Consider the following 20,335-nt stretch of genomic DNA (forward strand, 5'->3'; position numbering starts at 1 on the left):
AGCAGAGGAACGCCATGAGCACGCAGACATTCGTCCTCCCCGACGTCGGGGAGGGTCTCACCGAGGCCGAGATCGTCTCGTGGCGCGTCTCTCCCGGCGACGAGATCGCCGTCAACGACGTGATCGTCGAGATCGAGACGGCCAAGTCGCTCGTCGAGCTCCCCTCGCCGTTCGCCGGTACCGTCGGCGATCTGCTCGTCGCCGAGGGCGACACCGTCGAGGTGGGTGCGGCGATCATCACCATTGCGGATGCCGCCTCCGGCGTCGACACCACCGTCGGGCGCTCGGAGCACGGGGAGGCCGCCGAGGCCCCGGAACCGGACGGATCGGGATCGGTCCTCGTCGGCTACGGCTCCGGCGGCCCCGTCCAGTCCCGGCGTCGGAAGCCCCCGGTGTCGGCCGCGGAGCGCATCACGTCGTCGGTCGGCGTGGTGGCCAAGCCGCCCATCCGCAAGCTCGCCCGCGACCTCGGGGTCGACCTCTCGGCCGTGACCCCGACCGGCGCTGCCGGCGAGGTGACCCGCGACGACGTCGTGGCGCACGCCTCGCAGGCGAGCGTCTTCCGCAACATCGAGACGCCCGCGTGGGGCGAGGTGCGCGAGGAGACGATCCCGGTCGCCGCCCCCGCACCGCCGGCCACGACCGCCGCGGTGTCGCCGGCGGATGACCGCGAGGAGACCATCCCGGTGCGCGGCGTGCGCAAGGCGACCGCGAGCGGCATGGTGCGCAGCGCCTACACCGCTCCGCACGTGTCGGTGTGGGTCGACGTCGACGCGACTCGCACGATGGAGCTCGTCAAGCGCCTCAAGGCCTCGCCCGAGTTCGCCGACACCAAGGTGTCGCCGCTGCTGATCATGGCCCGGGCCGTGGTGTGGGCCGTGCGCCGCACCCCGATGGTGAACGCCGCGTGGGTCGACACCGACGAGGGCGCCCAGATCCGCGTGCGTCACTTCGTGAACCTCGGCATCGCGGCGGCGACGCCGCGCGGGCTGCTGGTCCCCAACATCAAGGACGCGCAGGCGCTGTCGGTGCGCGAGACGGCGAAGGCGCTCGAGAAGCTGACGCTCACGGCGCGCGAGGGCAAGACGACCCCGGCCGACCAGCAGAACGGCACCATCACGATCACGAACATCGGCGTGTTCGGGGTCGACGCCGGAACGCCGATCATCAACCCCGGTGAGGTCGGCATCGTCGCCCTCGGAGCGATCCGGCAGAAGCCGTGGGTCGTCGACGGCGAGGTGCGGCCCCGGTGGGTCACGACCGTGTCGGGTTCGTTCGACCACCGTGTCGTCGACGGCGACCAGGTCTCCCGCTTCATCGCCGACATCGCCGCCGTCCTCGAGGAGCCCGCCCTCCTCGTCGAGTAGCCGCCGTTTCGCGTCCGGGCGCCCACGACCGGGCGTTCGGTTGCCGCTCGTTGTCGCTGTGGTGTGGGGATGCGGCATCCGGGGACAGGTGAACGGATCAGGGCAGGGATCGGCGCCAGGCACCTGCTCATGATTTTGGGAACGATTATCACTAGGCGTAGGATCTCCCCCATGCGTGACTCCCGAATCCTGCCCTCCGTCGGTATCGCAGCCGGCACCGTCCTCGTCCTCGCCGGATGCGGCTCCGCGGCCACCGAGCCGGCCGCCGACAGCGACGACACGATCGCCGTCGTCGCCTCGACCAACGTCTACGGCCAGATCGCCGAGCAGATCGGGGGAGACGCGGTCACCGTCACGTCGATCATCGACAGCTCCGCACAGGACCCCCATGAGTACGAGGGCAGCGCGCAGGATCAGCTTGTCGTCAGCGAGGCCGACATCATCATCGAGAACGGGGGCGGATACGACGCGTTCGTCGACGCGATGATCGAATCGAGCGGATCGGAAGCGCACGTCATCACCGCGGTCGAGTACTCGCACGACTACCCCGGCGAAGAGGCTGAGCACGACCACTCCGAAGAGGAGGAGGCCGAGGAGGAAGCGGCCGAAGAGGAGGAGCACGAGCACGAGCACATCGAGGGCTTCAACGAGCACGTCTGGTACGACCCTCACACGATGGAGCACGTCGCCGAGGCGATCGCCGAGGAGCTGAGCGAGCACGACCCGGAGCAGGCGGAGACGTACGAGGCCAACCTCGCCGCGTTCGTCGAAGAGATCGCGACCATCGAAGACGACCTCACCGCCGTCGCGACCGATCACGAGGGCGACGAGATCTTCGTGACCGAGCCGGTTCCGCTCTACCTGTCGTCGGCCGCCGGACTCGTAGGCGTCGCCCCCGAGGCCTTCACCGAGGCGGTCGAAGAGGGTCAGGATGTCGCGCCCGCGACCCTCCTGGAATCCCTCACGCTTCTCGAGTCGGGCGATGTGAGCCTCGTCATCGTCAACGCCCAGACCGGCGGTGCCGAGACCACGCAGATCATCGACGAGGCTGACGCGCAGGGCATTCCGGTGATCGAATTCTCCGAAACCCTCCCGGAGGGGGAGACTTATGTCTCGTGGATGCAGGCGAACGTCGCGGCGATGGCCGACGCTCTGACGGAGTGACGCCTCCGCTCCAGATCCGCGGCGCGGCGCTGCGGCGCGACGGCCGGGAACTGTGGGCGGGGCTCGACCTCGAGGTGCAGCCCGGCGAGCTGATCGCCGTGCTCGGACCGAGCGGCTCGGGCAAGACCACCCTGCTGCGGGCGATCCTCGGCCTCGAGCAGCTGAGCGAGGGCAGCGTGACCGCGCTCGGTGAGCCCGTGCGCGGGGCCGGCAACCGCCGGATCGGATACATCCCGCAGCAGCGTCCCCTGCCGCCCGAGACCGCCCTGCGCGCCCGCGACCTCGTCGCCCTCGGCGTCGACGGCCATCGGTTCGGGCTCCCGCTGCCCCGACGCGGTGACCGTGCTCGCGTCGACCGCCTCCTCGAGGCCGTCGGCGCCGGCGACTACGCCGACCGTCGCGTCGGGGAGCTCTCCGGCGGCGAGCAGCAGCGCCTGCGCGTCGGACAGGCGCTCGCCGACGATCCGCCCCTCCTTCTGTGCGATGAGCCCCTCACCAGCCTCGACCTCGCCAACCAGCGCGCGGTGATCGGTCTCATCGACCGGCATCGTCGCGCCACCGACGCGGCCGTGCTCTTCGTGACCCACGACATCAACCCGGTGCTCGACCGTGTCGACCGCATCCTCTACATCGCGAACGGCCGCTTCTCGCTCGGTCGCCCCGACGAGGTGCTCGAGTCGGCCACACTGACCCGCCTCTACGGCGCCCCCGTCTACGTGCTCAAGGCCGGCGGACGCCTCGTCGTCGTCGGCGCGCCCGATGCCGAGGAGCACCACCATCACCACGACGAGGCCGGCGCATGAACTGGGCTGACGTGTGGGACGCGATGTTCGGCGGGCTGCCGTACTACGGGCAGATCCTCGAGCTGGTGTGGAACTCCGTCGTCGCCGGCGCCGTGCTGGGGCTCGTCGGCGGCCTGATCGGCGTGTTCGTCATCCAGCGCGACATGGCCTTCGCCGTGCACGGCATCAGCGAACTGTCCTTCGCCGGGGCCGCCGCGTTCCTTCTCATCGGCCTCGACGTGGTCACGGGGTCGATCGTGGGATCCCTCGTGGCTGCGGCGCTGATCGGATGGCTCGGCGCCCGCGCGCGCGACCGCAACTCCATCATCGGCGTGCTCATGCCCTTCGGCCTCGGCCTCGGCATCCTCTTCCTGTCGCTCTACAGCGGCCGCAGCGCGAATCGGTTCAGCCTGCTCACCGGGCAGATCGTCTCCGTGCAGTCCGATCAGCTCGGCTGGCTCATCGGCATCGGGGCGCTTGTGATGCTCGGCCTGCTGCTCATCTGGCGACCCCTGCGGTTCGACTCCCTCGACCCGCAGGCCGCCGCCGCGCGGGGCGTGCCCACGACGGTCGTCTCGCTCGGCTTCATGCTCCTGCTCGGGCTGATCGTCGCCGTCGCGGTGCACATCATCGGCGCGCTCCTGGTGATGGCGCTGCTGGTCACTCCCGCCGCCGCCGCGATGCGCGTGGCCTCCGGCTCGCTCGCGGTGCCGGTGCTGTCGGCCGTCTTCGGGTTCGTCTCGGCCGTCGGCGGCATCCTGCTGGCGATCGCGGGCACCCTGCCGGTGAGCCCCTACATCACCACCATCTCGTTCGCCATCTATCTCGTCTGTCGCGTCGTCGGTCGCCGGCGGGGTCGCGTCACCCGCGAACGGTTCGCATAAGAATCGCCCGGGGCTTGCCCAGGCGCCGCGGGTAGACTCGCGGCATGGTCGAGCGCAACACCTGGCAGCGCGAGCGCGTGCGTGAGGCGCTCGGAGATTCCCCCGGATTCGTCAGCGCCCAGGCGCTGCACGCTCACCTTCGCGAGGAGAACACGGGCATCGGGCTGGCCACCGTCTATCGAGCACTGGCGGGCCTGGCCGCCAAGGGCGAGGCCGATTCCCTGCAGAGTCCCGAAGGAGAGAATCTCTACCGAGCCTGCGAATCGCCGGGCCATCACCATCATCTGATCTGCCGATCCTGCGGGCTGACCGTCGAGATCGCCGCGAGCGACGTCGAGACGTGGGCTCACGCGACCGCCTCGCAGCACGGCTTCACCCAGGCCGAGCACATCGTCGACATCTTCGGCCTGTGCGCCGCGTGCACGGCCGCCCAGGCGAACGAGCGTGCCGTCGACTGACACGCGCCGCCGCTCGGAGACTCTCCACGAGCCGTCGTCGACCGCCCGCGCGCTGGTGTGGGCGGGTGTCGGCGTGGCCGTGGTGCTGGCGCTGTTCGCCATCGACCTGCTGCTGCCGTCGCTCTACCCGCTCTCGCTTTCAACGCGCGCAAGATGGGCTGACCCTCGCGATCAGCGTGCTGATCGAGTCGCTGCCGTTCATCGCCCTGGGCGTCGTGCTCTCGATCGTGGTGCAGGTGTGGGTGCCGCCCGGCGTCATCGAGCGGTGGCTCCCGCGCGCGGCGTGGGCCCGTCGCGCCGTGCTGTCGCTGCTCGGGATGCTCATCCCCGTATGCGAGTGCGGGAATGTGCCGTTCGCGCGCGGGCTCCTGATGCGCGGGTTCAGCGTGCCCGAGACGATGACCTTCCTCATTGCGGCACCGATCGTGAACCCGATCGTCATCATCACGACGCACGCCGCGTTCGGATTCGACGACGGCATCCTCATCGCCCGCCTGGTCGGCGGCTACCTCATCGCGAACCTCATCGGATGGCTGTACAGCCTGCACCGCGACCCCGATGGCCTGCTCACGGAGCGCTTCCGCGAGACGTGCGAACTGGTCGCGCACGAGCCGGGCGGACGCGTCCGCCGCAGTCTCGCGCAGTTCGTCGTCGAGCTGCGGGCGGTGATGCCCGCCCTCATCATCGGCTCCGCGATCGCCGGGGCGGTGCAGGTGCTGGTGCCGCGGGAGACGCTGCTGGCGATCGGCTCCGACCCCGCCCTGTCGATCGTCGCGATGATCGCGCTGGCGATGGTGGTGTCGATCTGCTCCAACGTCGACTCGTTCTTCGCGCTGTCGTTCGCCTCCACCTTCACGCCGGGGTCCATCGTCGCGTTCCTGCTGGTCGGTCCGCTCGTCGACGTCAAGATGCTCGCGCTGCTGCGCACCACCTTCACCACCCGCACCCTCGCCGGCGTGGTCGTCGTGGTCGTTCTCAGCGCGTTCGCCATCGCGACGGGTGTGAATCTCTTTGCGTGACCTCGGAGCGCTCGGCACGCGCTGGCTCGGTGTCGGACTCGCGGCGATCATCGCCGTGGTCACCGTCTCCCTCGCCCTCACCGGCGACCTCGACCTCTACATCAACCCCGACTCGTCGTGGTTCGCGGTGTCGATGGCGGTGCTCCTGCTCGTCGGGGCGGCCGCCTCGTTCGCACTCCCCTTGGGCGCCGAAGCCGAGCACGGGCACGACCACGGTCCGCCGCCGTCCGAGCCCGCCCCCGGACCGCGCCGGCGCGATCCGGAGCCGGTGCCGGACGCGAGTGCAGCACCCGAGGCCTCCGGCGTCTCGACCCTCCAGGAAGCGGACGCGCGTCCGACCTCGCGCGCGCAGGCCCGCGCGGCTCGCGAGGCCGCCGCGATCCCCCAGCCGCCCCGCGAGCACGTCACTCCCGACGAGCCGCATTCGTCCGAGGCCGATCCGCACGACGCTCGTCCCCCTGCGCACCCCCACCACGCGCATCCGCTCGCCCTCGCCGCGTCGATCACCGGCGGCGCCATCGCGTCGGGCGTCGTGCTGCTGACGCTCGTCCTTCCCGCCACCTCGCTGTCTGCCGAGATGGCCCTCGCGCGAGACGTCGGCGTCACGCCGCTGTTCGCGGGTCAGGATGCGGTGACCCTCGCCGCATCCGGCGACACCTCGACCTTCGGCATCGGCGAGTGGGCGACGGTGTTCGCGACCTCCACCTCGCCGGAGACCTTCGACGGCCAGGAGGTGACCCTCACCGGATTCGTCGCCCCGACCGACGACGGCTTCGGCCTGACCCGCCTGGTCATCACCCACTGCGTCATCGACGCGCAGCCGGCCAGCGTGCCGATCGCCTCCGGGCAGGCGGCGCCCGAGGCGGGGCAGTGGGTCGAGGTCTCCGGCACCGTGCGGGCCGCGAGCGACGGCACCCTCACGGTCGATGCAGCCGAGGTGACCGCGATCGACGAGCCCGAGGACCCGTATGAGTACTGACAGGCCCGAGGTCGCGCGCCGGCGCCCGCTCGGCTTCGCGGCCGTCTTCGCGATCGTCGTCGCGACCCTCGTGGTGCTCGCCGCCGTCGGCGCCGCCGTGAGCGTCGCCCAGGGGCCGCGTGCGACCGACGTCGCGGTGGATCCCGAGGCCGCCGTGGAAGCATCCGGCACCCGCGTCATCTTCACGACGACCCAGTCGCTGCAGGAGGTCGACGCCTCGCAGGTGACGATCACCCCGGCGGTCCCGTTCGCGGTGGACACCTCGGGGCGCAGCGTCGGGGTGCGGTTCACCCTGCCGCTGTGGGATGAGACCGAGTACACCGTGACGATCGACGACGTGACCGGGTTGGGGGGCGGAGCCACCTCGACCCTCACCGAAACCTTCACGACCCCCGGCATCGACCTGTTCCTGCTGCAGCGCGGCGGCGAGAACGGCGACACGGTCTTCGTCACCGACCTCGACGGCGAGCAGGCGATCCCGGTGTTCACGCACCCGGCGATCGAGGACTTCCGCATCACCGCCGACCACCTGGTGTTCTCGGTGCGGGATGAGAACGATCAGTCGCAGCTGATCGTCACCGACCACGAGGGGCAGAACGAGCGCACGCTGGCCCTGCCGGGCGAGGGCACGATCTCCGACCTGCAGGCCGCCGACCGGGGCGATCGGATCGGCTACCTCTTCACCGACGCGGCGGTCGGCACCGACGGCGCCCTCGAGAGTGCGCTGTTCACGGCATCGGTCGACGACTCCGCCGCCGAGGAGGCGCCCGTGCAGGTCGCCGTCGAGGGGAGCGACGCGCGCGTCGATTCGTGGTCGTTCGTGCCCGACACCGACAGCGTGCTGTTCGTCGGGTTCGACAGCGCCCTGACGCTCACCGGGCCGACGGGGGAGAACCCGGCCTCGTTCGGACTGGCGAACGCGATCGCCGGCATCACCCCCGGCACGTCGGAGGCCGTCATCGATCGTCCGGAAGGATGGGTGGTGCTCGACCTCTCGACCGGTGACGAGACGCCCCTCGTCGCCTCGGCAGAAGACCTCGGCACCCTCAACGACGTGGAGCCTCTTCCCGGCGGCGGCACCCTGCGCACGACGTCCTTGCGCGACGAGGGCGGACAGCCCATCGCCACCACGATCGCGACCGTCGACGACGAGGGTGAGACCGCGATCGTGATGGATGTGCCCAACGAAGACACCGTTCTCCAGACGTGCGTGTCGCCCAGCGGGCGGTATGCGGCCGTGCTCATCGCCCCCGACGTCGTCTCGAACCGCTACGACGGGTATCTGCTCCCGCTGCCCGAGCGGGTCGAGACGCACATCCTCTCCCTCGCCGACAACGCGGAGATCGTGGCGCTCGCGGGGTTCGACGCGTCGTGGTGCCGGCTGCCGCCCGGATGAGCGGGGTCGGCGACGGACTGCGCCCCGCCGCGCGCGAGGACCTGCGCGCGCTCGCCGTGGACGTGGCGCCACGCCTGCTCGGCGGCGTGCTCGTGACCGACGTCGCCGAGGAGCGGGTGGTGGTGCGCATCACCGAGGTCGAGGCCTATCTCGGGCTCGGAACCGGCGACGTGCCCGATCCTGGCTCGCACGCGCGGATGGGTCTCACGGCGCGGAACGCCACGATGTGGGGCGAGCCGGGTCACCTCTACGTCTACCTCAGCCACGGCATCCACTCGTGCGTCAACGTCGTGGCCGCCCCCGCCGGCGGAGCCGGCGGCATCCTGCTGCGCGCCGGTGAGATCGTCGACGGTGAGGATGCTGCGCTCCGGCGCCGGACCGCCGGTCGCGGCGTCGTGCGCCGACCGCGTGACCTCGCCCGCGGTCCGGGTCGACTGGGCGACGCGGTTGGCCTGCGGCATCCGGTCCACGACGGGATCGACGCGATCGAGCCGGACGAGCGAGCCGGCGCGCGGGCCCGACTGTGGCTTCGCGAGGAGCCGCTCGCGGCGGTCGCCCGCGGTCCGCGCGTGGGAGTGGCCGGCGTCGCCGGCACCGCGGAGTATCCGTGGCGCTTCTGGATCGAGGGGGATCCGACCGTCTCCGCCTTCCGGTGGGGGAGGGGAGCGGCCGCCCTGTCGTAGCCGACACGCCCGACGTGCTAGGGTGGTTGTTTGTCTGCGCGCACTCCAGCGCGTAGTTCGCACCCCACACCATCGCTCGACCCGCAATCGGGACGGCTTCGGTGCGGGGCGCAGACAAGGGATCTTGGGTGGAGCCGTCCGGCTTCACGGTACAGAAGGAGACACCATGGCCGCAGTGTGCCAGGTGACCGGAGCGGTTCCCGGCTTCGGTCACAACATCAGCCACTCGCACCGACGGACGAAGCGCCGCTTCGACCCGAACGTGCAGAAGAAGACCTACTACGTTCCGTCGCTCGGTCGCAAGGTCACCCTGAACGTGTCCGCCAAGGGCATCAAGGTGATCGACGCGCGCGGTATCGAGTCGGTTGTGAAGGACCTCGTCGCGAAGGGTGTGAAGCTCTAATGGCGAAGAAGGCTCAGGACGTCCGTCCGATCATCAAGCTGCGTTCGACCGCGGGCACGGGATACACCTACGTCACGCGCAAGAACCGCCGCAACAACCCCGACCGTATCGTGCTGAAGAAGTACGACCCGGTGGTCCGCAAGCACGTCGATTTCCGAGAGGAGCGCTGATCATGGCCAAGAAGAGCAAGATCGCGCGCAACAAGCAGCGCCAGGAGGTCGTGGACCGCTACGCGGCGAAGCGCCTCGAGCTGAAGAAGCAGCTCGTCGACCCGACCTCGACCGACGAGCAGCGTGAGGAGGCCCGCGTGGGCCTGCAGAAGCTGCCGCGCAACGCATCGCCGGTGCGCCTGCGCAACCGCGACGTCATCGACGGTCGCCCGCGCGGACACCTGAAGAAGTTCGGCATCTCGCGCGTGCGCTTCCGCGACATGGCACACCGTGGGGAACTCCCCGGTGTGACGAAGTCGAGCTGGTAAGCGAGACGCGTTTCACGAAGGCCCGGATCCACCTGGATCCGGGCCTTCGTCATCCCCGCGGGCGGATCCCGCCGGTCGTCATCCCCGCGGGCGGATCCCGCCGGTCGTCATCCCCGCGGGCGGATCCCGCCGGTCGTATCCCCGCCGGCATCCGTTGGTCGTTCCTCGATCGCCGTGTGCCCTGTCTCAGGCTGACGGCGTCTGAATGCGGCTGAAAGGCCTGAATCGGGCTTCCCGCGAGACCCCAGCCTGAGTTCGTGCACGCGGGGGAGTGGTTCCGAGCGCGTACGGTGGGTCACAACGGACGCCTCAGGCGCCATGGACGCCTCGGGCACTATGGACGCCTCGGGTCACGACGGACGCCTCAGGCACCACGGGGGCCTCACCCGCCGACGAGGATTCCCGTCCACCGCCTCGAGGAGGCCACGATGCCGCTGGACCCCTTCTTCGCGGAGCGCCTGCGCGTGCATCGCCGCTACCTGCTCGGCAAGGCGTGGCACCGGGTGCGCGACGCCGTGCGAGGCCTCCTGCCTCCGCGAGACCCGGGTGTCCGTCCGAGACCCGGCGGCACGCGGCCCGGTCTCGGACGCAGGCCCCAGTCTCGACCCGCGCCGGCCCGTCCGAAGCGCCGCCGCGCGGCCCGAACGCCGGCATCCGCCCGCGCGAAGCACCGCCGCGCGGCCCTCGCATGGGACCGCACCGAGCTCGAGACGGTGGGCACGCCGGGGCCGGAGCTGCGCATCACCGAACACTACGTTCCGGTGCCGGGATTCCCCGACGTGAGGGTGCGCGTCTACCATCCGCCCCAGCACGAACGGCCCGTGCCCGGCGTGCTGGCGTTCTTCGGGGGAGCGTTCCGGATCGGCGGCATCGACTACCCCACGACGGATGCCGCCTTCCGGCGCCGCGCACACGATGCCGGCGTCGCGATCATCGCCGTCGACTACGCGCTGGCTCCCGAGCATCGGTACCCCACCCAGGTCGAGCAGGGGTACGCGTGCCTGGAGTGGCTCATCGCACACGCGGACGAGCTGGGCATCGACGCCGAGCGGATCGGCATCGCGGGCACCTCCGCGGGCGGCTCACTCGCGGCGGCCCTCACGCTGGTCAACCGGGACCGCGCGCGGCACCCGCTGCGGCTGCAGCTGCTCGAGGTGCCGGTCGTCGACCTCACCGGACGCCATCTCGACCTGCGCGCAACGTGGGCGCTCGGCATTCCGGCGCTCATCGCCCTGCGCGAGCTGCGCTCGGTCGCCTGCCGCGTCCCGCCGCGGCGCGCGAGCCGCTCGCCTCGCCCATACGAGCGGCGTCGCACCGCGGGCTGCCGCCCGCGGTCATCCTCACCGCCGAGTACGATCCGCTGCGCGGCCACGGTGACGCGTACGGCGCGGCGCTGCGACGCGACGGCGTCGCCGCGAGCGTCGTGCAGTACCGCGGCGGAACGCACGACACCGCGCTGTTCACCGGTGCGCTGCCGCTCGCGCGCCGGTGGCACGACGACGTCGTGGCGGCTCTGCGGTCCCTGCACACGCTCGAACCGCCCTCGGGGTGAGACACCGCGATTGCCGCGAGAAACCGCGCATCGCGGTGTTTCTCGAGCCGAGAAGGGTGTCTCACGCGTCACACGGGCCCCACGGAGGCCGCGACACGCCGGGTGACCCCCCTCTCGAGGCCCGAAATCCGCATGATTCCGCGGTTCGTGGGTATATTCGAGGCGGTCGTTCCGACCAAGCCGGGAGGCAGTCGCCGCTCGGTCCAAGAAACGAGAGGCGACGATCCGTCGCCTTGGAGGACACACATATGGCTGACAAGTCCATCACCAAGACCGAACTCGTCGCGAGCATCGCCAGCGCGACCGGCCAGAGCCAGTCCGCCGTCTCGAGCGTGCTCGACTCCCTCTTCGCCACCGTCTCGGAGGCCGTGGCCAAGGGCAACAAGGTCTCGATCCCCGGATGGCTGTCGTTCGAGCAGGTCGAGACCTCGGCTCGCACCGGCCGCAACCCGCAGACCGGCGAAGAGATCGCCATCCCCGCCGGCAAGCGCGTCAAGGTGACCGCCGGCTCGAAGCTGAAGGCTGCCGTCAAGTAACGACCGCGCCGAACCACACCGGAGGGGATGCCGCTGAGCGGCATCCCCTCCGGTCGTTCCCCAGCGGGAACGATCTACGCTTAGGGGGTGAGTCCCCGCGTGCTGCGGGCCGCCGGGCCCGTGATCCTCGTCGCGGCCGCGCTCCTGGCACTCGTCTGGGCGCTGGCCTACGGCGGTGGTGCAGCGCCCCTCATCCTCGGCGATGCGGGCCCCGTGGTGCGGTGGGGGATCCCGGTCGTCAAGCTCGCGGTCAACCTCGCGGCCGCCGGCATGGTCGGCACCCTCGTCGTGGCCTTGTACGCGCTGAAGGCGGGTGAGCGCGAGTTCGACGTGGCGCTCGATGCCGCATCGGTCTCGGCCGCGGTGTTCACCGTCGCCGCCGGCGCGAACGGCTTCCTCGTCTTCCTCGACTCGTTCAACGCGCAGCTGAGCCTCGGTCCCGAGTTCGGTGCCCAGCTCGGCCGTTTCCTCGTCGAGACCGAACTCGGCCGCGTGTGGCTGATCACCACCGTGCTCGGCGCCATCATCACGGTGCTCGCTTTCGCGGTGCGCTCGTGGACGCCGTCATTCCTGCTCGCGCTCCTCGCCCTCGCCGCGCTCGTGCCCATGGGCACGCAGGGGCACTCGGGCGAGCAGGCGAACCACAACCTCGCCGTGTCGTCCCTCGTGCTGCACATCATCGGCGCCGCCGTGTGGCTCGGGGGCCTGCTGCTCATGGTGCTCATCCGGCCGATCGTTCGCGGCGAGACCATGCGTCGGGCCATGCGGCGCTACTCCACGCTCGCCCTGGTGTCGTTCATCGTGGTCGCGATCTCGGGAACGGTGCGCGCCGCGATCGGCATCGGAGACCTCGGGGGCCTGCTGACCCCCTACGGCGTCATCGTGCTGGTCAAGGTCGTCGCCCTCGTGGCCATCGGCCTGCTGGGCGCGATCTACCGCAATCGCCTCATCGACCGCATGACGGATGCGACGCGCGGCGTGTTCTGGATGCTCATCGCCCTGGAACTCGCCTTCATGGGCATCGCCAGCGGCGCCGCATCCGCCCTCGCCCGCACCGCGCCGCCGACCGACAGCGGCATCCCGGAGGACGTGTCGCCGGCGTTCTACCTCACCGGCGACGAGCTGCCGGCGGAACTGCTGCCGAGCCGCTGGCTGACGGTGTGGGACATCGATGTGCTGTGGGCGTTCGCGGCCGGCTTCGGCCTGTTCTTCTACCTCGCCGGCGTGTGGCGCCTGCACCGGCGCGGCGACGCCTGGCCGATCTACCGCACCGTGATGTGGGTGTCGGGTCTGCTGCTGCTGGTGTGGGTCACGTGCGGAGCCCCGAACGCCTATCAGGATTACCTGTTCAGCGTGCACATGCTCGGCCACATGCTGCTGAGCATGGGCATTCCGGTGCTGCTGGTGGCGGGAGCGCCCGTGACGCTCGCGGCACGGGCCATCCGCAAACGCGACGACGGCACGCGCGGCGGGCGCGAGTGGATTCTGTGGATCGTGCACTCGCCGTACATGCGCGTGCTGACCAACCCCTTCGTCGCCGCCGGCCTGTTCGTGGTGTCGCTGTGGCTCTTCTACTACACCGACCTCTTCCGCTGGGCGCTGTACGACCACATCGGGCACGTGTGGATGGTCGCGCACTTCCTGCTCACCGGCTATCTCTTCGCGCTCACGCTCATCGGCGTCGACCCGGTGGCCTATCGGCTGCCGTATGCGGGACGACTGCTGCTGCTGGTCGGTGTCATGGCGATGCACGCGTTCTTCGGCGTCGCGATGATGATGCAGACCGGTCTCATGGCCTCGGAGTGGTACGGCGCGATGGGGCGCGCGTGGGGCCTTCCGCCGTTGGATGACCAGTACCTCGGCGGCGGCATCGCGTGGTCGGTGGGGGAGATCCCCACGCTCACGGTGGCGATCACGCTGGCGATCCAGTGGAGCCGCAGCGACGAGCGCATGCAGCGTCGACGCGACCGCGCCGCCGATCGCTCGGGCGATGCCGAGCTCGAGGAGTACAACGCACGTCTGGCCAAGCTCGCCGAACGCGACAAGCGCGCCGAGGAGGCCCTGCGTCGATGACCGATCACTACCGTCGGCGCTGGGTCGGCCTCGTCTTCATCAGCGTCGCGGTGTCGCTGATCATCGTCGATTCGACGATCGTCAACGTCGCCGTTCCCTCGATCGTCGAGGACCTCGGCATCTCGTCGACCGAGGTGCAGTGGGTGCAGGAGGCGTACACGCTGGTGTTCGCGTCGTTGCTGCTGCTGTTCGGCAGTCTCGCCGACCGCTTCGGACGCAAGCGCCTCATGCTCGTCGGGGTCGTCGTCTTCGCGGGTTCGTCCGTGCTGGCCGCGCTTGCGCCGACAGGTGAGCTGCTCATCCTCGCCCGCCTGGTGCAGGGCGTCGGCGGCGCCATGATCCTGCCGACGACCCTCTCGGTGATCAACGCCACCTTCCGCGGGCGCGAGCGGGGCATCGCGTTCGCGGTGTGGGGCTCGACGATCGGGGGCATGGCCGCCGTCGGGCCGCTTCTCGGCGGGTGGCTGACCACCGACTTCTCGTGGCGGTGGGCGTTCGGCATCAACATCCCGCTCGGGATCGCCGTGTTCATCGGAATCGCCCTCGCGGTGGCCGAATCGAAGGAGGCGCGCGCGAAGGGCATCGACGTGGTCGGTGCGGTGCTGTCGGTGCTGCTGTTCGGAGGACTCGTGTTCGGCCTCATCGAGGGCCGCACCTACGGCTGGTGGACCAGCGCCGAGCCGTTCACCCTCGGCGGCTTCACGTGGCCGTGGACGATCTCACCGGTGCCGGTCGCCTTCGTCATCTCCGCGCTCGCACTCGTCGGCTTCCTCTCGTGGGGGATCTCGCGCGGTCGCCGTGGGCGATCATCGCTGCTGGAGTTCTCGCTGTTCCGCATCCGATCGTTCTCGAACGGCAACATCGCCGCGCTGGTGATCGCGCTCGGCGAGTTCGGTCTCATCCTGTCGCTGCCGCTGTGGTTGCAGTTCGTGCTCGGCTTCGACGCCCTGCAGACCGGCCTGGTGCTGCTCGCGCTCGCCGTCGGTTCCTTCGTCGCCAGTGGCATCGCGGGGGCGACCAGCGGCCGCGTGGACCCGATCGTCATCGTGCGGTTCGGCATCGCCGCCGAGATCGTCGGCGTTGTGGCGGTCGCGGTCGTCATCGCTCCCGACGCGGTGTGGGGATGGCTGCTGCCGGCCCTGTTCGTCTACGGGATCGGGGTGGGCCTCGCGACCGCGCAGCTCACCGGCGTCATCCTGCAGGATGTTCCGGTCGACCTCTCCGGGCAGGGATCGGGCACGCAGTCGACCTCGCGCCAGGTCGGCTCGGCGCTCGGCATCGCCATCCTCGGCACGGTGCTGTTCACGTCCACCGGCGGCATCCTCTCGAACAGCCTCGACGATGCGGGCGTGCCCGAGGCGCAGCGGGATCAGATCGTCTCATCGGTCGTCGACAGCGCGGGTGCTGCCATCGCGGTGCTTGATGAGAACGATCCGTCCGGGGTGGCTGCGGTTGCCGCCAGAGCGGCGTTCTCCGACGGGACCCGGCTGTCGGCGCTCACCGCGGCAGGCTTCCTGGTCGTCGGCCTCGGTGCCACGTTCGCGCTCGGCCGCGGCGCCCGGCGCGCCGAGCTCGTCGAGACCGACGCGGGCGGTGCCAGGGCCTGACGTCAGCCGGCGCCGACCACGATCGAGGCGCTGCCGTCGGGGAGCACGGTGATGGTGCCGGTGACGAGGAACGGCACCTCTTCGCTGACGTCGCGGATGCTGCCGTCGAAGAACGACTGGATCTGCACGTCGATGCGGGCGACGGCCTCGGTCGCGGGGATCTTCCAGCTCGCTCCGTCGGGTTCGACCGTGACGGCGGGCTGCTCCGTGATCGACCAGGACGGCAGACCGACGATGCGATCGTCGACCGTGTAGCCGAACGGGCACGCCGTCGGCTGCAGCACCTCCTGCGTGGCGCACGCCGTGAGGAAGTCCTCGACGCGATCCTGCACGACCTCGACGAACTCCTCGGTCGGCTCGGCTGCGACGGTGACCGGCACCTCTGTCAGCGGGGCGTCGCTGAGCACCGCCACCCCGGGCGTCGCCGCGATCGCGGTGTCGACGGAGACCGAATAGAGGCCGGGGGAGAACACGAGCATCGAGATCGGCGCGGTGGGGTCGGCGTCCACGCCGTCGGGGGAGACCTGCCTCTTGTCGATCTCGAACCCGTTGACCGCGAACTCCATCGACCCCTCCACCGACAGGTCGATCACGGCGAGGGGGCTCGTGGCGAAGGCCCAGGTCGGGGCGATGCCGATCCAGCCGGTGTGCTCGACCTCGAAAGTGACGGTGCCGGGAACGCCGCCGGCGTCGTATTCCGCGATGACCGTGGTGACCTCGCCGTCGGACACCTCCGACACGATCGAGACATCGCGCAGCGAGCCCATCGCCGCCGCGCGCAGGAGGGCGTCGGAGTCGGGTGTCTCGAGTCCCGCGGCCTGCAGCTCGGCGCTGTCGATCGCGACGCCGGGAACGGCGAGCGCCCCGGCGGCGTCGTTGTCGTGCAGCAGATGCAGGTAGTGACGCACGAATGCCGAGGGGCTGTAGAACTCGCGGTAGGCCAGCGTGGCGGCGACCGCGAGGCCGGCCAGCACGAGTGCGGTGATCACGACGATGACGGTCAGGTCGCGCCCGAGCCTGCCGCCCCGCGATCGGCGCCTGGCGGGCGCGCCCGGTGCCGGAGGCGCATGCGACGCCTCCGGTGCGGCATCCGTCGCCCCCCGCTCCACGCCCCCAGTCTAGGAAAGTCCGCCTGACCGACCGCCCGATGCCGTCATGCGGCGTCGCATGGCTACCATGAACCGGTGACCACGCGCGCCCTCTCCCTCGAGCAGGAGTCGCTCTTCCGTCTCATCGAGGACACCCGCGAGCACGTGTTCGTCACCGGTCGCGCCGGCACCGGGAAGTCCACGCTGCTGCAGCACCTGGCGTGGAACACGTCCAAGCAGATCGCGGTCTGCGCACCGACGGGCGTTGCGGCGCTGAACGTCGAGGGTCAGACCATCCACTCGCTCTTCCGGCTGCCGATCGGTCTCATCGCCGACAGCGAGATCGACCAGTCCGATGCCACGCGCAAGATCCTCAACGCCATCGACACCCTCGTCATCGACGAGATCTCGATGGTCAATGCCGACCTCATGGATGGCATCGACCGCTCGCTGCGGCAGGCGCGGGGGCGCCGTGGTGAGCCGTTCGGAGGCGTGCAGATCGTCATGTTCGGCGACCCGTATCAGCTCGCGCCGGTGCCTCCGCGCGGCGACGAGCTGCGCTACATCCGGGATCACTACCGGTCGTTCTGGTTCTTCGACGCCAAGGTGTGGGTCGGCGATGTCGGCGGCGACGGGATCATCGACATCGGATCGCACGGCGCGCAGCTGCACGTGCGCGAGCTCGCCGAGATCCACCGTCAGGCCGATCCGGAGTTCAAGGCGATGCTGAACGCGGTGCGCCACGGCGTCGTCACCGCCGACATCGCCAAGATCCTCAACGACACCGGCGCGCGCACGCCGCCGGACCCCACGGCCGACGAGACACCGATCATCACGCTCGCCACGCGCAACGACATCGTGAACAACATCAACCGACGGCACCTCGATGCCCTGCCGGGACGATCGCAGACCGCGGCGGCGGACATCAACGGCGATTTCGGGCGCGGCGACGCGTATCCGGCCGACGCCGAGCTGAAGCTCAAGATCGGTGCGCAGGTGATGTTCCTGCGGAACGACACGGCGTCGTTCGGCGAGCCGCCGCGCTGGGTCAACGGCACGATCGGCACGGTGACGCGCATCGCCGGCGAGAACGTGCGGGTCGAGGTCGACGGCGAGGAGTTCGACGTCGAACCGGCCGTGTGGGAGAGGTTCCGCTACGCGTACGATCCCGCGTCGAAGTCGCTCACGCGGGAGATCGTGGCCGAGTTCACCCAGTTCCCGCTGCGGCTCGCGTGGGCGGTCACCATCCACAAGTCGCAGGGCAAGACGTACGACCGGGCCGTCATCGATCTCGGCTCGGGCGCCTTCGCGCCGGGCCAGACCTATGTCGCGCTGTCGCGACTGACGTCGCTCGATGGGCTGTACCTGTCGCGCCCGCTGCGGCCGAGCGACATCCGGGTGGATGAGGACGTGCGGCGATTCATGCGCGAGGTGCGCTCAGCGGGTGCGGCGAGTCCGCGGTGAGTCAGGCGATCGCCGCGGCTTTGGCGCGGGCGAGGTCCTCGAACAGCTCGGTGTTGAACCGGTAGGCGACCAGCACCTCGTCGATCACGCGCTCCTTCTCGGCGTCGTCCCACGGGGCGGCGTCGAGCTGCTCGCGGTAGACGTCCTTGAAGGCGTTCGGGTCGGCGATGTCTTCGAAGAGATAGAAGCCGACGCCGTTGGTCTCGAAGCCGAATCGGCGGCACATGAGCCGCCCGATGAACTGGCCGCCGGAGAGGTCGCCGAGGTAGCGCGTGTAGTGATGCGCGACGAAGCCGCCGGCCCACGTGGTGCCCACGAGGTTGATGCGCTCGACGTAGCGCTGCGTGGTGGGCAGCGGAGCGATCTTCTCGCGCCAGTCGGGTCCGATGAGGAACTCGAGGTCGGCCTCGAGAGCGGGAAGGCGCGTCAGCTTGTCGCTGATGAAGACCCTCGCCACCGGGTCGTTGCGCATGCGGTCGGCGGCCGCTTCGAGCGCCTGGTAGATGAACCAGTGCTGCGCCGTGAGAGCGATGTAATCGTCGCGGGTGCCGTCGCCGCGCACGAGGTCGGCCATGAAGCCGGCGTGCTCGCTCGAAGCATGGGCCGTGCTGGACCGCTCGCGCAGGGCGCTGGAGAAGGAGATGACCTCGCTCATGTCGCCATTGTAGGGGAAGAGTTAGGTGAACCTAACCGTGGATTTCGAGACGGGTGCGCGTCAGGCGTGCGGTCGGGGCTCGACCCCGAGGCGGCGGCACGCTTCGTCATACAGCGCGACGACCTCGCGACGCACCTCGGGGCGTTCCGAGATCGTGCCGCCCGGCCACGGGATGCGCACCTCGGTGACCGTTCCCGCGGCGGAGGTGACCTCCCACACGCCGCCGTCGCCGTCGAAGCCGGTCATCGTGGCCGCGGCGATGTCGCGCTCGGGAGCGAACGCGCGGGTGATGAGCAGGTTGTCGTCGGTGTGATCGCCGTTCATGTGGCGGAGGATCGCGGTCTGGACGTCGGGATCGAAAACGTGAGTCACGGAGCATAGCGTAAGGGCGGATGCTCGCCGTGCTGTGACCGAGTCGTTACGTGCGTGTGTTTGAATTCAGAGGTCACCGGGGGGTGGGAAGTCGAAGAACATGTTGCGCCGCAGGATTCTGGGAGTCTCGGCGATGGCCGTTGCCGTCGCCCTGACCGCCTCGGCGTGCTCGGGCGGCGCCACCGTCGAGATCGACGTTCCCGCGCAGGTCGAGGGCGGGTTCACCGACGAGATCCAGCAGGAGCTGCAGGCGGCGGCCGAGCAGGCGATGGCGGCATCCGGTGCGACCGGCGCGATCGTCGGGGTCTGGGCACCGTGGAGCGGCTCGTGGGTGGCGGGTCTCGGAACGACCGGTCCGGACGGGGCCGCGGTGTCCGAGGATATGACCTTCCGTGCCAGTCGGGTGACCCGCGCGATGACGTGCGACGTGCTGTACGTGCTCGATGAGAAGGGCACGGTGTCCCTCGACGACAGCGTCACCGACTATGTCACCGGCGTGCCCGACCTCGAGGCCGTCACCCTGGAGATGCTGTGCGACGGCACATCGGGTGTCGGTTCGTACGAGCCCTACCTGAAAGCCGATTGGCTCGAGTTCCCCGGACGCGAGTGGGATCCCGCGTTCCTGGCCAGCTTCGGGCTATCCGATCGCAGCGATGCCGAGCCCGGCGCGACCTTCCGGGAGTCCGATGCCGGCTACGTTCTGCTCGGCCAGGCGCTGGAGAATGCGACGCGCATGTCGGCATCCGATCTCATCGCCGAGTACGTCACCGAGCCGCTCGAGCTGACCTCCACCGAGCTTCCGGGCGCGGCGCCCGCCGAGCCCGGTGCGAACCCGCTGCCCGGATACCAGTCGCTGCGGGGCGAAGAGGGTCTGAACTGCGCCGAACCGACCGACTACACGGAGTCGTCGTCGAGCATCGGGTTCACCGATTCCGGTGTGACCAGCTCGATTCAGGATCTCGGCCGCTACGCGCAGGCGCTCGCGACGGGTGCGCTGCTCCCCGATGACACGGAGCGCTTCGACGACGCCAAGCCGGCCTACGGTGATGCCCCGTCATGGCAGACGACGGCCGGGGGAGCCCGCATCACCGGCTCGCTCATCGGTCAGTTCGGCACGACCCTCGGCTATTCGACCGCGGCGTTCTCCGATCCCGACACCGGCCTGACCGTCGCCCTCGTGCTGAACAACTCCGCCGGCGGCGTGGCGTTCCCCGCATACCTCGCGTGGGAGCTCGCCGCGATCGCGTCGAAGGCGCCCGCTGCTTCCGGCCAGGAGGCACCGACCGCGGGGCTGCCGTGGACGGCGGAGCAGTTCCACGCGCAGATCGCCGATCGCGCGATCTGTCCGATACCCGACGCCGAAGGCTGACGCCTC

20 protein-coding genes and 2 pseudogenes are annotated in these 20,335 nt (G+C 70.1%); 19 read left to right on the forward strand and 3 right to left on the reverse strand.

Annotated elements, in window-relative coordinates:
* Nucleotides 1-14 precede the first annotated feature (14 nt).
* From ACGG9C_RS14855 to ACGG9C_RS14935, 17 genes and pseudogenes are all read left to right on the forward strand, one after another.
* On the forward strand, nt 15-1,367 hold the full coding sequence (locus ACGG9C_RS14855; RefSeq protein WP_194384035.1) for a dihydrolipoamide acetyltransferase family protein: 1,353 nt from the start codon (nt 15-17) through the stop codon (nt 1,365-1,367).
* A 171-nt stretch (nt 1,368-1,538) separates the two neighbouring features.
* On the forward strand, nt 1,539-2,531 hold the full coding sequence (locus tag ACGG9C_RS14860) for a metal ABC transporter solute-binding protein, Zn/Mn family (protein WP_194384034.1): 993 nt from the start codon (nt 1,539-1,541) through the stop codon (nt 2,529-2,531).
* Nucleotides 2,528-3,334, forward strand: coding sequence for a metal ABC transporter ATP-binding protein (locus ACGG9C_RS14865; RefSeq protein ID WP_194384033.1), 807 nt, complete (start codon nt 2,528-2,530; stop codon nt 3,332-3,334). Before ACGG9C_RS14860 ends, ACGG9C_RS14865 begins: the two co-directional genes overlap by 4 nt.
* Nucleotides 3,331-4,197: a metal ABC transporter permease gene (locus ACGG9C_RS14870; protein WP_194384032.1), complete on the forward strand. Its 867-nt coding sequence runs from the start codon at nt 3,331-3,333 to the stop codon at nt 4,195-4,197. The genes ACGG9C_RS14865 and ACGG9C_RS14870 overlap by 4 nt, the downstream gene beginning before the upstream one ends.
* 44 nt (nt 4,198-4,241) lie before the next feature.
* The gene (locus tag ACGG9C_RS14875) at nt 4,242-4,655 is read left to right on the forward strand and encodes a Fur family transcriptional regulator (protein WP_071045233.1); all 414 of its coding nucleotides are present in this window, start codon (nt 4,242-4,244) and stop codon (nt 4,653-4,655) included.
* A pseudogene (locus tag ACGG9C_RS14880) lies at nt 4,642-5,674 on the forward strand (permease). The gene ACGG9C_RS14875 and the pseudogene ACGG9C_RS14880 overlap by 14 nt, the downstream one beginning before the upstream one ends.
* Nucleotides 5,667-6,653, forward strand: a complete 987-nt coding sequence (locus ACGG9C_RS14885; RefSeq protein WP_194384031.1) for a TIGR03943 family putative permease subunit — start codon at nt 5,667-5,669, stop codon at nt 6,651-6,653. Before ACGG9C_RS14880 ends, ACGG9C_RS14885 begins: the two are co-directional and overlap by 8 nt.
* Entirely contained in the window at nt 6,643-8,049 is a 1,407-nt protein-coding gene (locus ACGG9C_RS14890; protein WP_194384030.1) for a hypothetical protein, read from the forward strand. Before ACGG9C_RS14885 ends, ACGG9C_RS14890 begins: the two co-directional genes overlap by 11 nt.
* The gene (locus ACGG9C_RS14895) at nt 8,046-8,732 is read left to right on the forward strand and encodes a DNA-3-methyladenine glycosylase (protein WP_194385612.1); all 687 of its coding nucleotides are present in this window, start codon (nt 8,046-8,048) and stop codon (nt 8,730-8,732) included. The genes ACGG9C_RS14890 and ACGG9C_RS14895 overlap by 4 nt, the downstream gene beginning before the upstream one ends.
* A 166-nt stretch (nt 8,733-8,898) precedes the next feature.
* The gene (rpmB, locus tag ACGG9C_RS14900; RefSeq protein ID WP_071045229.1) at nt 8,899-9,135 is read left to right on the forward strand and encodes a 50S ribosomal protein L28; all 237 of its coding nucleotides are present in this window, start codon (nt 8,899-8,901) and stop codon (nt 9,133-9,135) included.
* Nucleotides 9,135-9,305 carry a 50S ribosomal protein L33 gene (gene rpmG / locus ACGG9C_RS14905; protein ID WP_013584775.1) on the forward strand — a complete coding sequence of 57 codons (171 nt, stop codon included), beginning with the start codon at nt 9,135-9,137 and terminating at the stop codon, nt 9,303-9,305. Before rpmB ends, rpmG begins: the two co-directional genes overlap by 1 nt.
* 2 nt (nt 9,306-9,307) lie before the next feature.
* Nucleotides 9,308-9,613, forward strand: a complete 306-nt coding sequence (rpsN, locus tag ACGG9C_RS14910) for a 30S ribosomal protein S14 (protein WP_071045228.1) — start codon at nt 9,308-9,310, stop codon at nt 9,611-9,613.
* 428 nt (nt 9,614-10,041) lie between these two features.
* Nucleotides 10,042-10,728 (forward strand): annotated as a pseudogene (locus ACGG9C_RS14915) (alpha/beta hydrolase); the annotation flags it as partial.
* Between the two features lie 86 nt (nt 10,729-10,814).
* Nucleotides 10,815-11,165, forward strand: coding sequence for an alpha/beta hydrolase fold domain-containing protein (locus tag ACGG9C_RS14920; protein ID WP_390178798.1), 351 nt, complete (start codon nt 10,815-10,817; stop codon nt 11,163-11,165).
* Nucleotides 11,166-11,413: 248 nt separating this feature from the next.
* Entirely contained in the window at nt 11,414-11,701 is a 288-nt protein-coding gene (locus ACGG9C_RS14925; protein WP_071045226.1) for an HU family DNA-binding protein, read from the forward strand.
* Between the two features lie 87 nt (nt 11,702-11,788).
* On the forward strand, nt 11,789-13,774 hold the full coding sequence (locus tag ACGG9C_RS14930; protein ID WP_228480862.1) for a cytochrome c oxidase assembly protein: 1,986 nt from the start codon (nt 11,789-11,791) through the stop codon (nt 13,772-13,774).
* Complete coding sequence (locus ACGG9C_RS14935) at nt 13,771-15,381, forward strand: DHA2 family efflux MFS transporter permease subunit (protein ID WP_390178793.1); 1,611 nt, start codon at nt 13,771-13,773, stop codon at nt 15,379-15,381. The genes ACGG9C_RS14930 and ACGG9C_RS14935 overlap by 4 nt, the downstream gene beginning before the upstream one ends.
* A gap of 2 nt (nt 15,382-15,383) precedes the next feature.
* Here the strand turns inward: ACGG9C_RS14935 and ACGG9C_RS14940 are convergent, their stop codons facing one another.
* On the reverse strand, nt 15,384-16,490 hold the full coding sequence (locus ACGG9C_RS14940; RefSeq protein WP_390178794.1) for a hypothetical protein: 1,107 nt from the start codon (nt 16,488-16,490) through the stop codon (nt 15,384-15,386).
* Between the two features lie 75 nt (nt 16,491-16,565).
* Between ACGG9C_RS14940 and ACGG9C_RS14945 the strand changes: the two genes are divergently transcribed.
* On the forward strand, nt 16,566-17,933 hold the full coding sequence (locus ACGG9C_RS14945; RefSeq protein WP_071045222.1) for an ATP-dependent RecD-like DNA helicase: 1,368 nt from the start codon (nt 16,566-16,568) through the stop codon (nt 17,931-17,933).
* Between the two features lies 1 nt (nt 17,934).
* On the opposite strand, the gene ACGG9C_RS14950 is transcribed toward ACGG9C_RS14945, so the two are convergent.
* Nucleotides 17,935-18,588, reverse strand: a complete 654-nt coding sequence (locus ACGG9C_RS14950) for a heme oxygenase (biliverdin-producing) (RefSeq protein ID WP_194384028.1) — start codon at nt 18,586-18,588, stop codon at nt 17,935-17,937.
* A 60-nt stretch (nt 18,589-18,648) separates the two neighbouring features.
* Nucleotides 18,649-18,960: a DUF2470 domain-containing protein gene (locus ACGG9C_RS14955; protein ID WP_194384027.1), complete on the reverse strand. Its 312-nt coding sequence runs from the start codon at nt 18,958-18,960 to the stop codon at nt 18,649-18,651.
* 133 nt (nt 18,961-19,093) lie between these two features.
* On the opposite strand from ACGG9C_RS14955, the gene ACGG9C_RS14960 reads away from it, so the two are divergent.
* Nucleotides 19,094-20,329, forward strand: a complete 1,236-nt coding sequence (locus tag ACGG9C_RS14960) for a serine hydrolase (RefSeq protein WP_228480860.1) — start codon at nt 19,094-19,096, stop codon at nt 20,327-20,329.
* Nucleotides 20,330-20,335 lie beyond the last annotated feature (6 nt).

The organism is Microbacterium sp. MTN4-26, assembly GCF_042846595.1.
Taxonomy (GTDB): Bacteria; Actinomycetota; Actinomycetes; order Actinomycetales; family Microbacteriaceae; genus Microbacterium; species Microbacterium luteum.

What these genes read in the sequence shown, in the direction of transcription:
- ACGG9C_RS14950 (WP_194384028.1), bottom strand. Translation starts at nt 18,588, where the DNA reads ATGAGCGAGGTCATCTCCTTCTCCAGCGCCCTGCGCGAGCGGTCCAGC.
- rpmG (WP_013584775.1), top strand. Translation starts at nt 9,135, where the DNA reads ATGGCGAAGAAGGCTCAGGACGTCCGTCCGATCATCAAGCTGCGTTCG.
- ACGG9C_RS14870 (WP_194384032.1), top strand. Translation starts at nt 3,331, where the DNA reads ATGAACTGGGCTGACGTGTGGGACGCGATGTTCGGCGGGCTGCCGTAC.
- ACGG9C_RS14855 (WP_194384035.1), top strand. Translation starts at nt 15, where the DNA reads ATGAGCACGCAGACATTCGTCCTCCCCGACGTCGGGGAGGGTCTCACC.
- ACGG9C_RS14860 (WP_194384034.1), top strand. Translation starts at nt 1,539, where the DNA reads ATGCGTGACTCCCGAATCCTGCCCTCCGTCGGTATCGCAGCCGGCACC.
- ACGG9C_RS14960 (WP_228480860.1), top strand. Translation starts at nt 19,094, where the DNA reads ATGGCCGTTGCCGTCGCCCTGACCGCCTCGGCGTGCTCGGGCGGCGCC.
- ACGG9C_RS14935 (WP_390178793.1), top strand. Translation starts at nt 13,771, where the DNA reads ATGACCGATCACTACCGTCGGCGCTGGGTCGGCCTCGTCTTCATCAGC.
- ACGG9C_RS14925 (WP_071045226.1), top strand. Translation starts at nt 11,414, where the DNA reads ATGGCTGACAAGTCCATCACCAAGACCGAACTCGTCGCGAGCATCGCC.
- ACGG9C_RS14890 (WP_194384030.1), top strand. Translation starts at nt 6,643, where the DNA reads ATGAGTACTGACAGGCCCGAGGTCGCGCGCCGGCGCCCGCTCGGCTTC.
- rpsN (WP_071045228.1), top strand. Translation starts at nt 9,308, where the DNA reads ATGGCCAAGAAGAGCAAGATCGCGCGCAACAAGCAGCGCCAGGAGGTC.
- ACGG9C_RS14875 (WP_071045233.1), top strand. Translation starts at nt 4,242, where the DNA reads ATGGTCGAGCGCAACACCTGGCAGCGCGAGCGCGTGCGTGAGGCGCTC.
- rpmB (WP_071045229.1), top strand. Translation starts at nt 8,899, where the DNA reads ATGGCCGCAGTGTGCCAGGTGACCGGAGCGGTTCCCGGCTTCGGTCAC.
- ACGG9C_RS14895 (WP_194385612.1), top strand. Translation starts at nt 8,046, where the DNA reads ATGAGCGGGGTCGGCGACGGACTGCGCCCCGCCGCGCGCGAGGACCTG.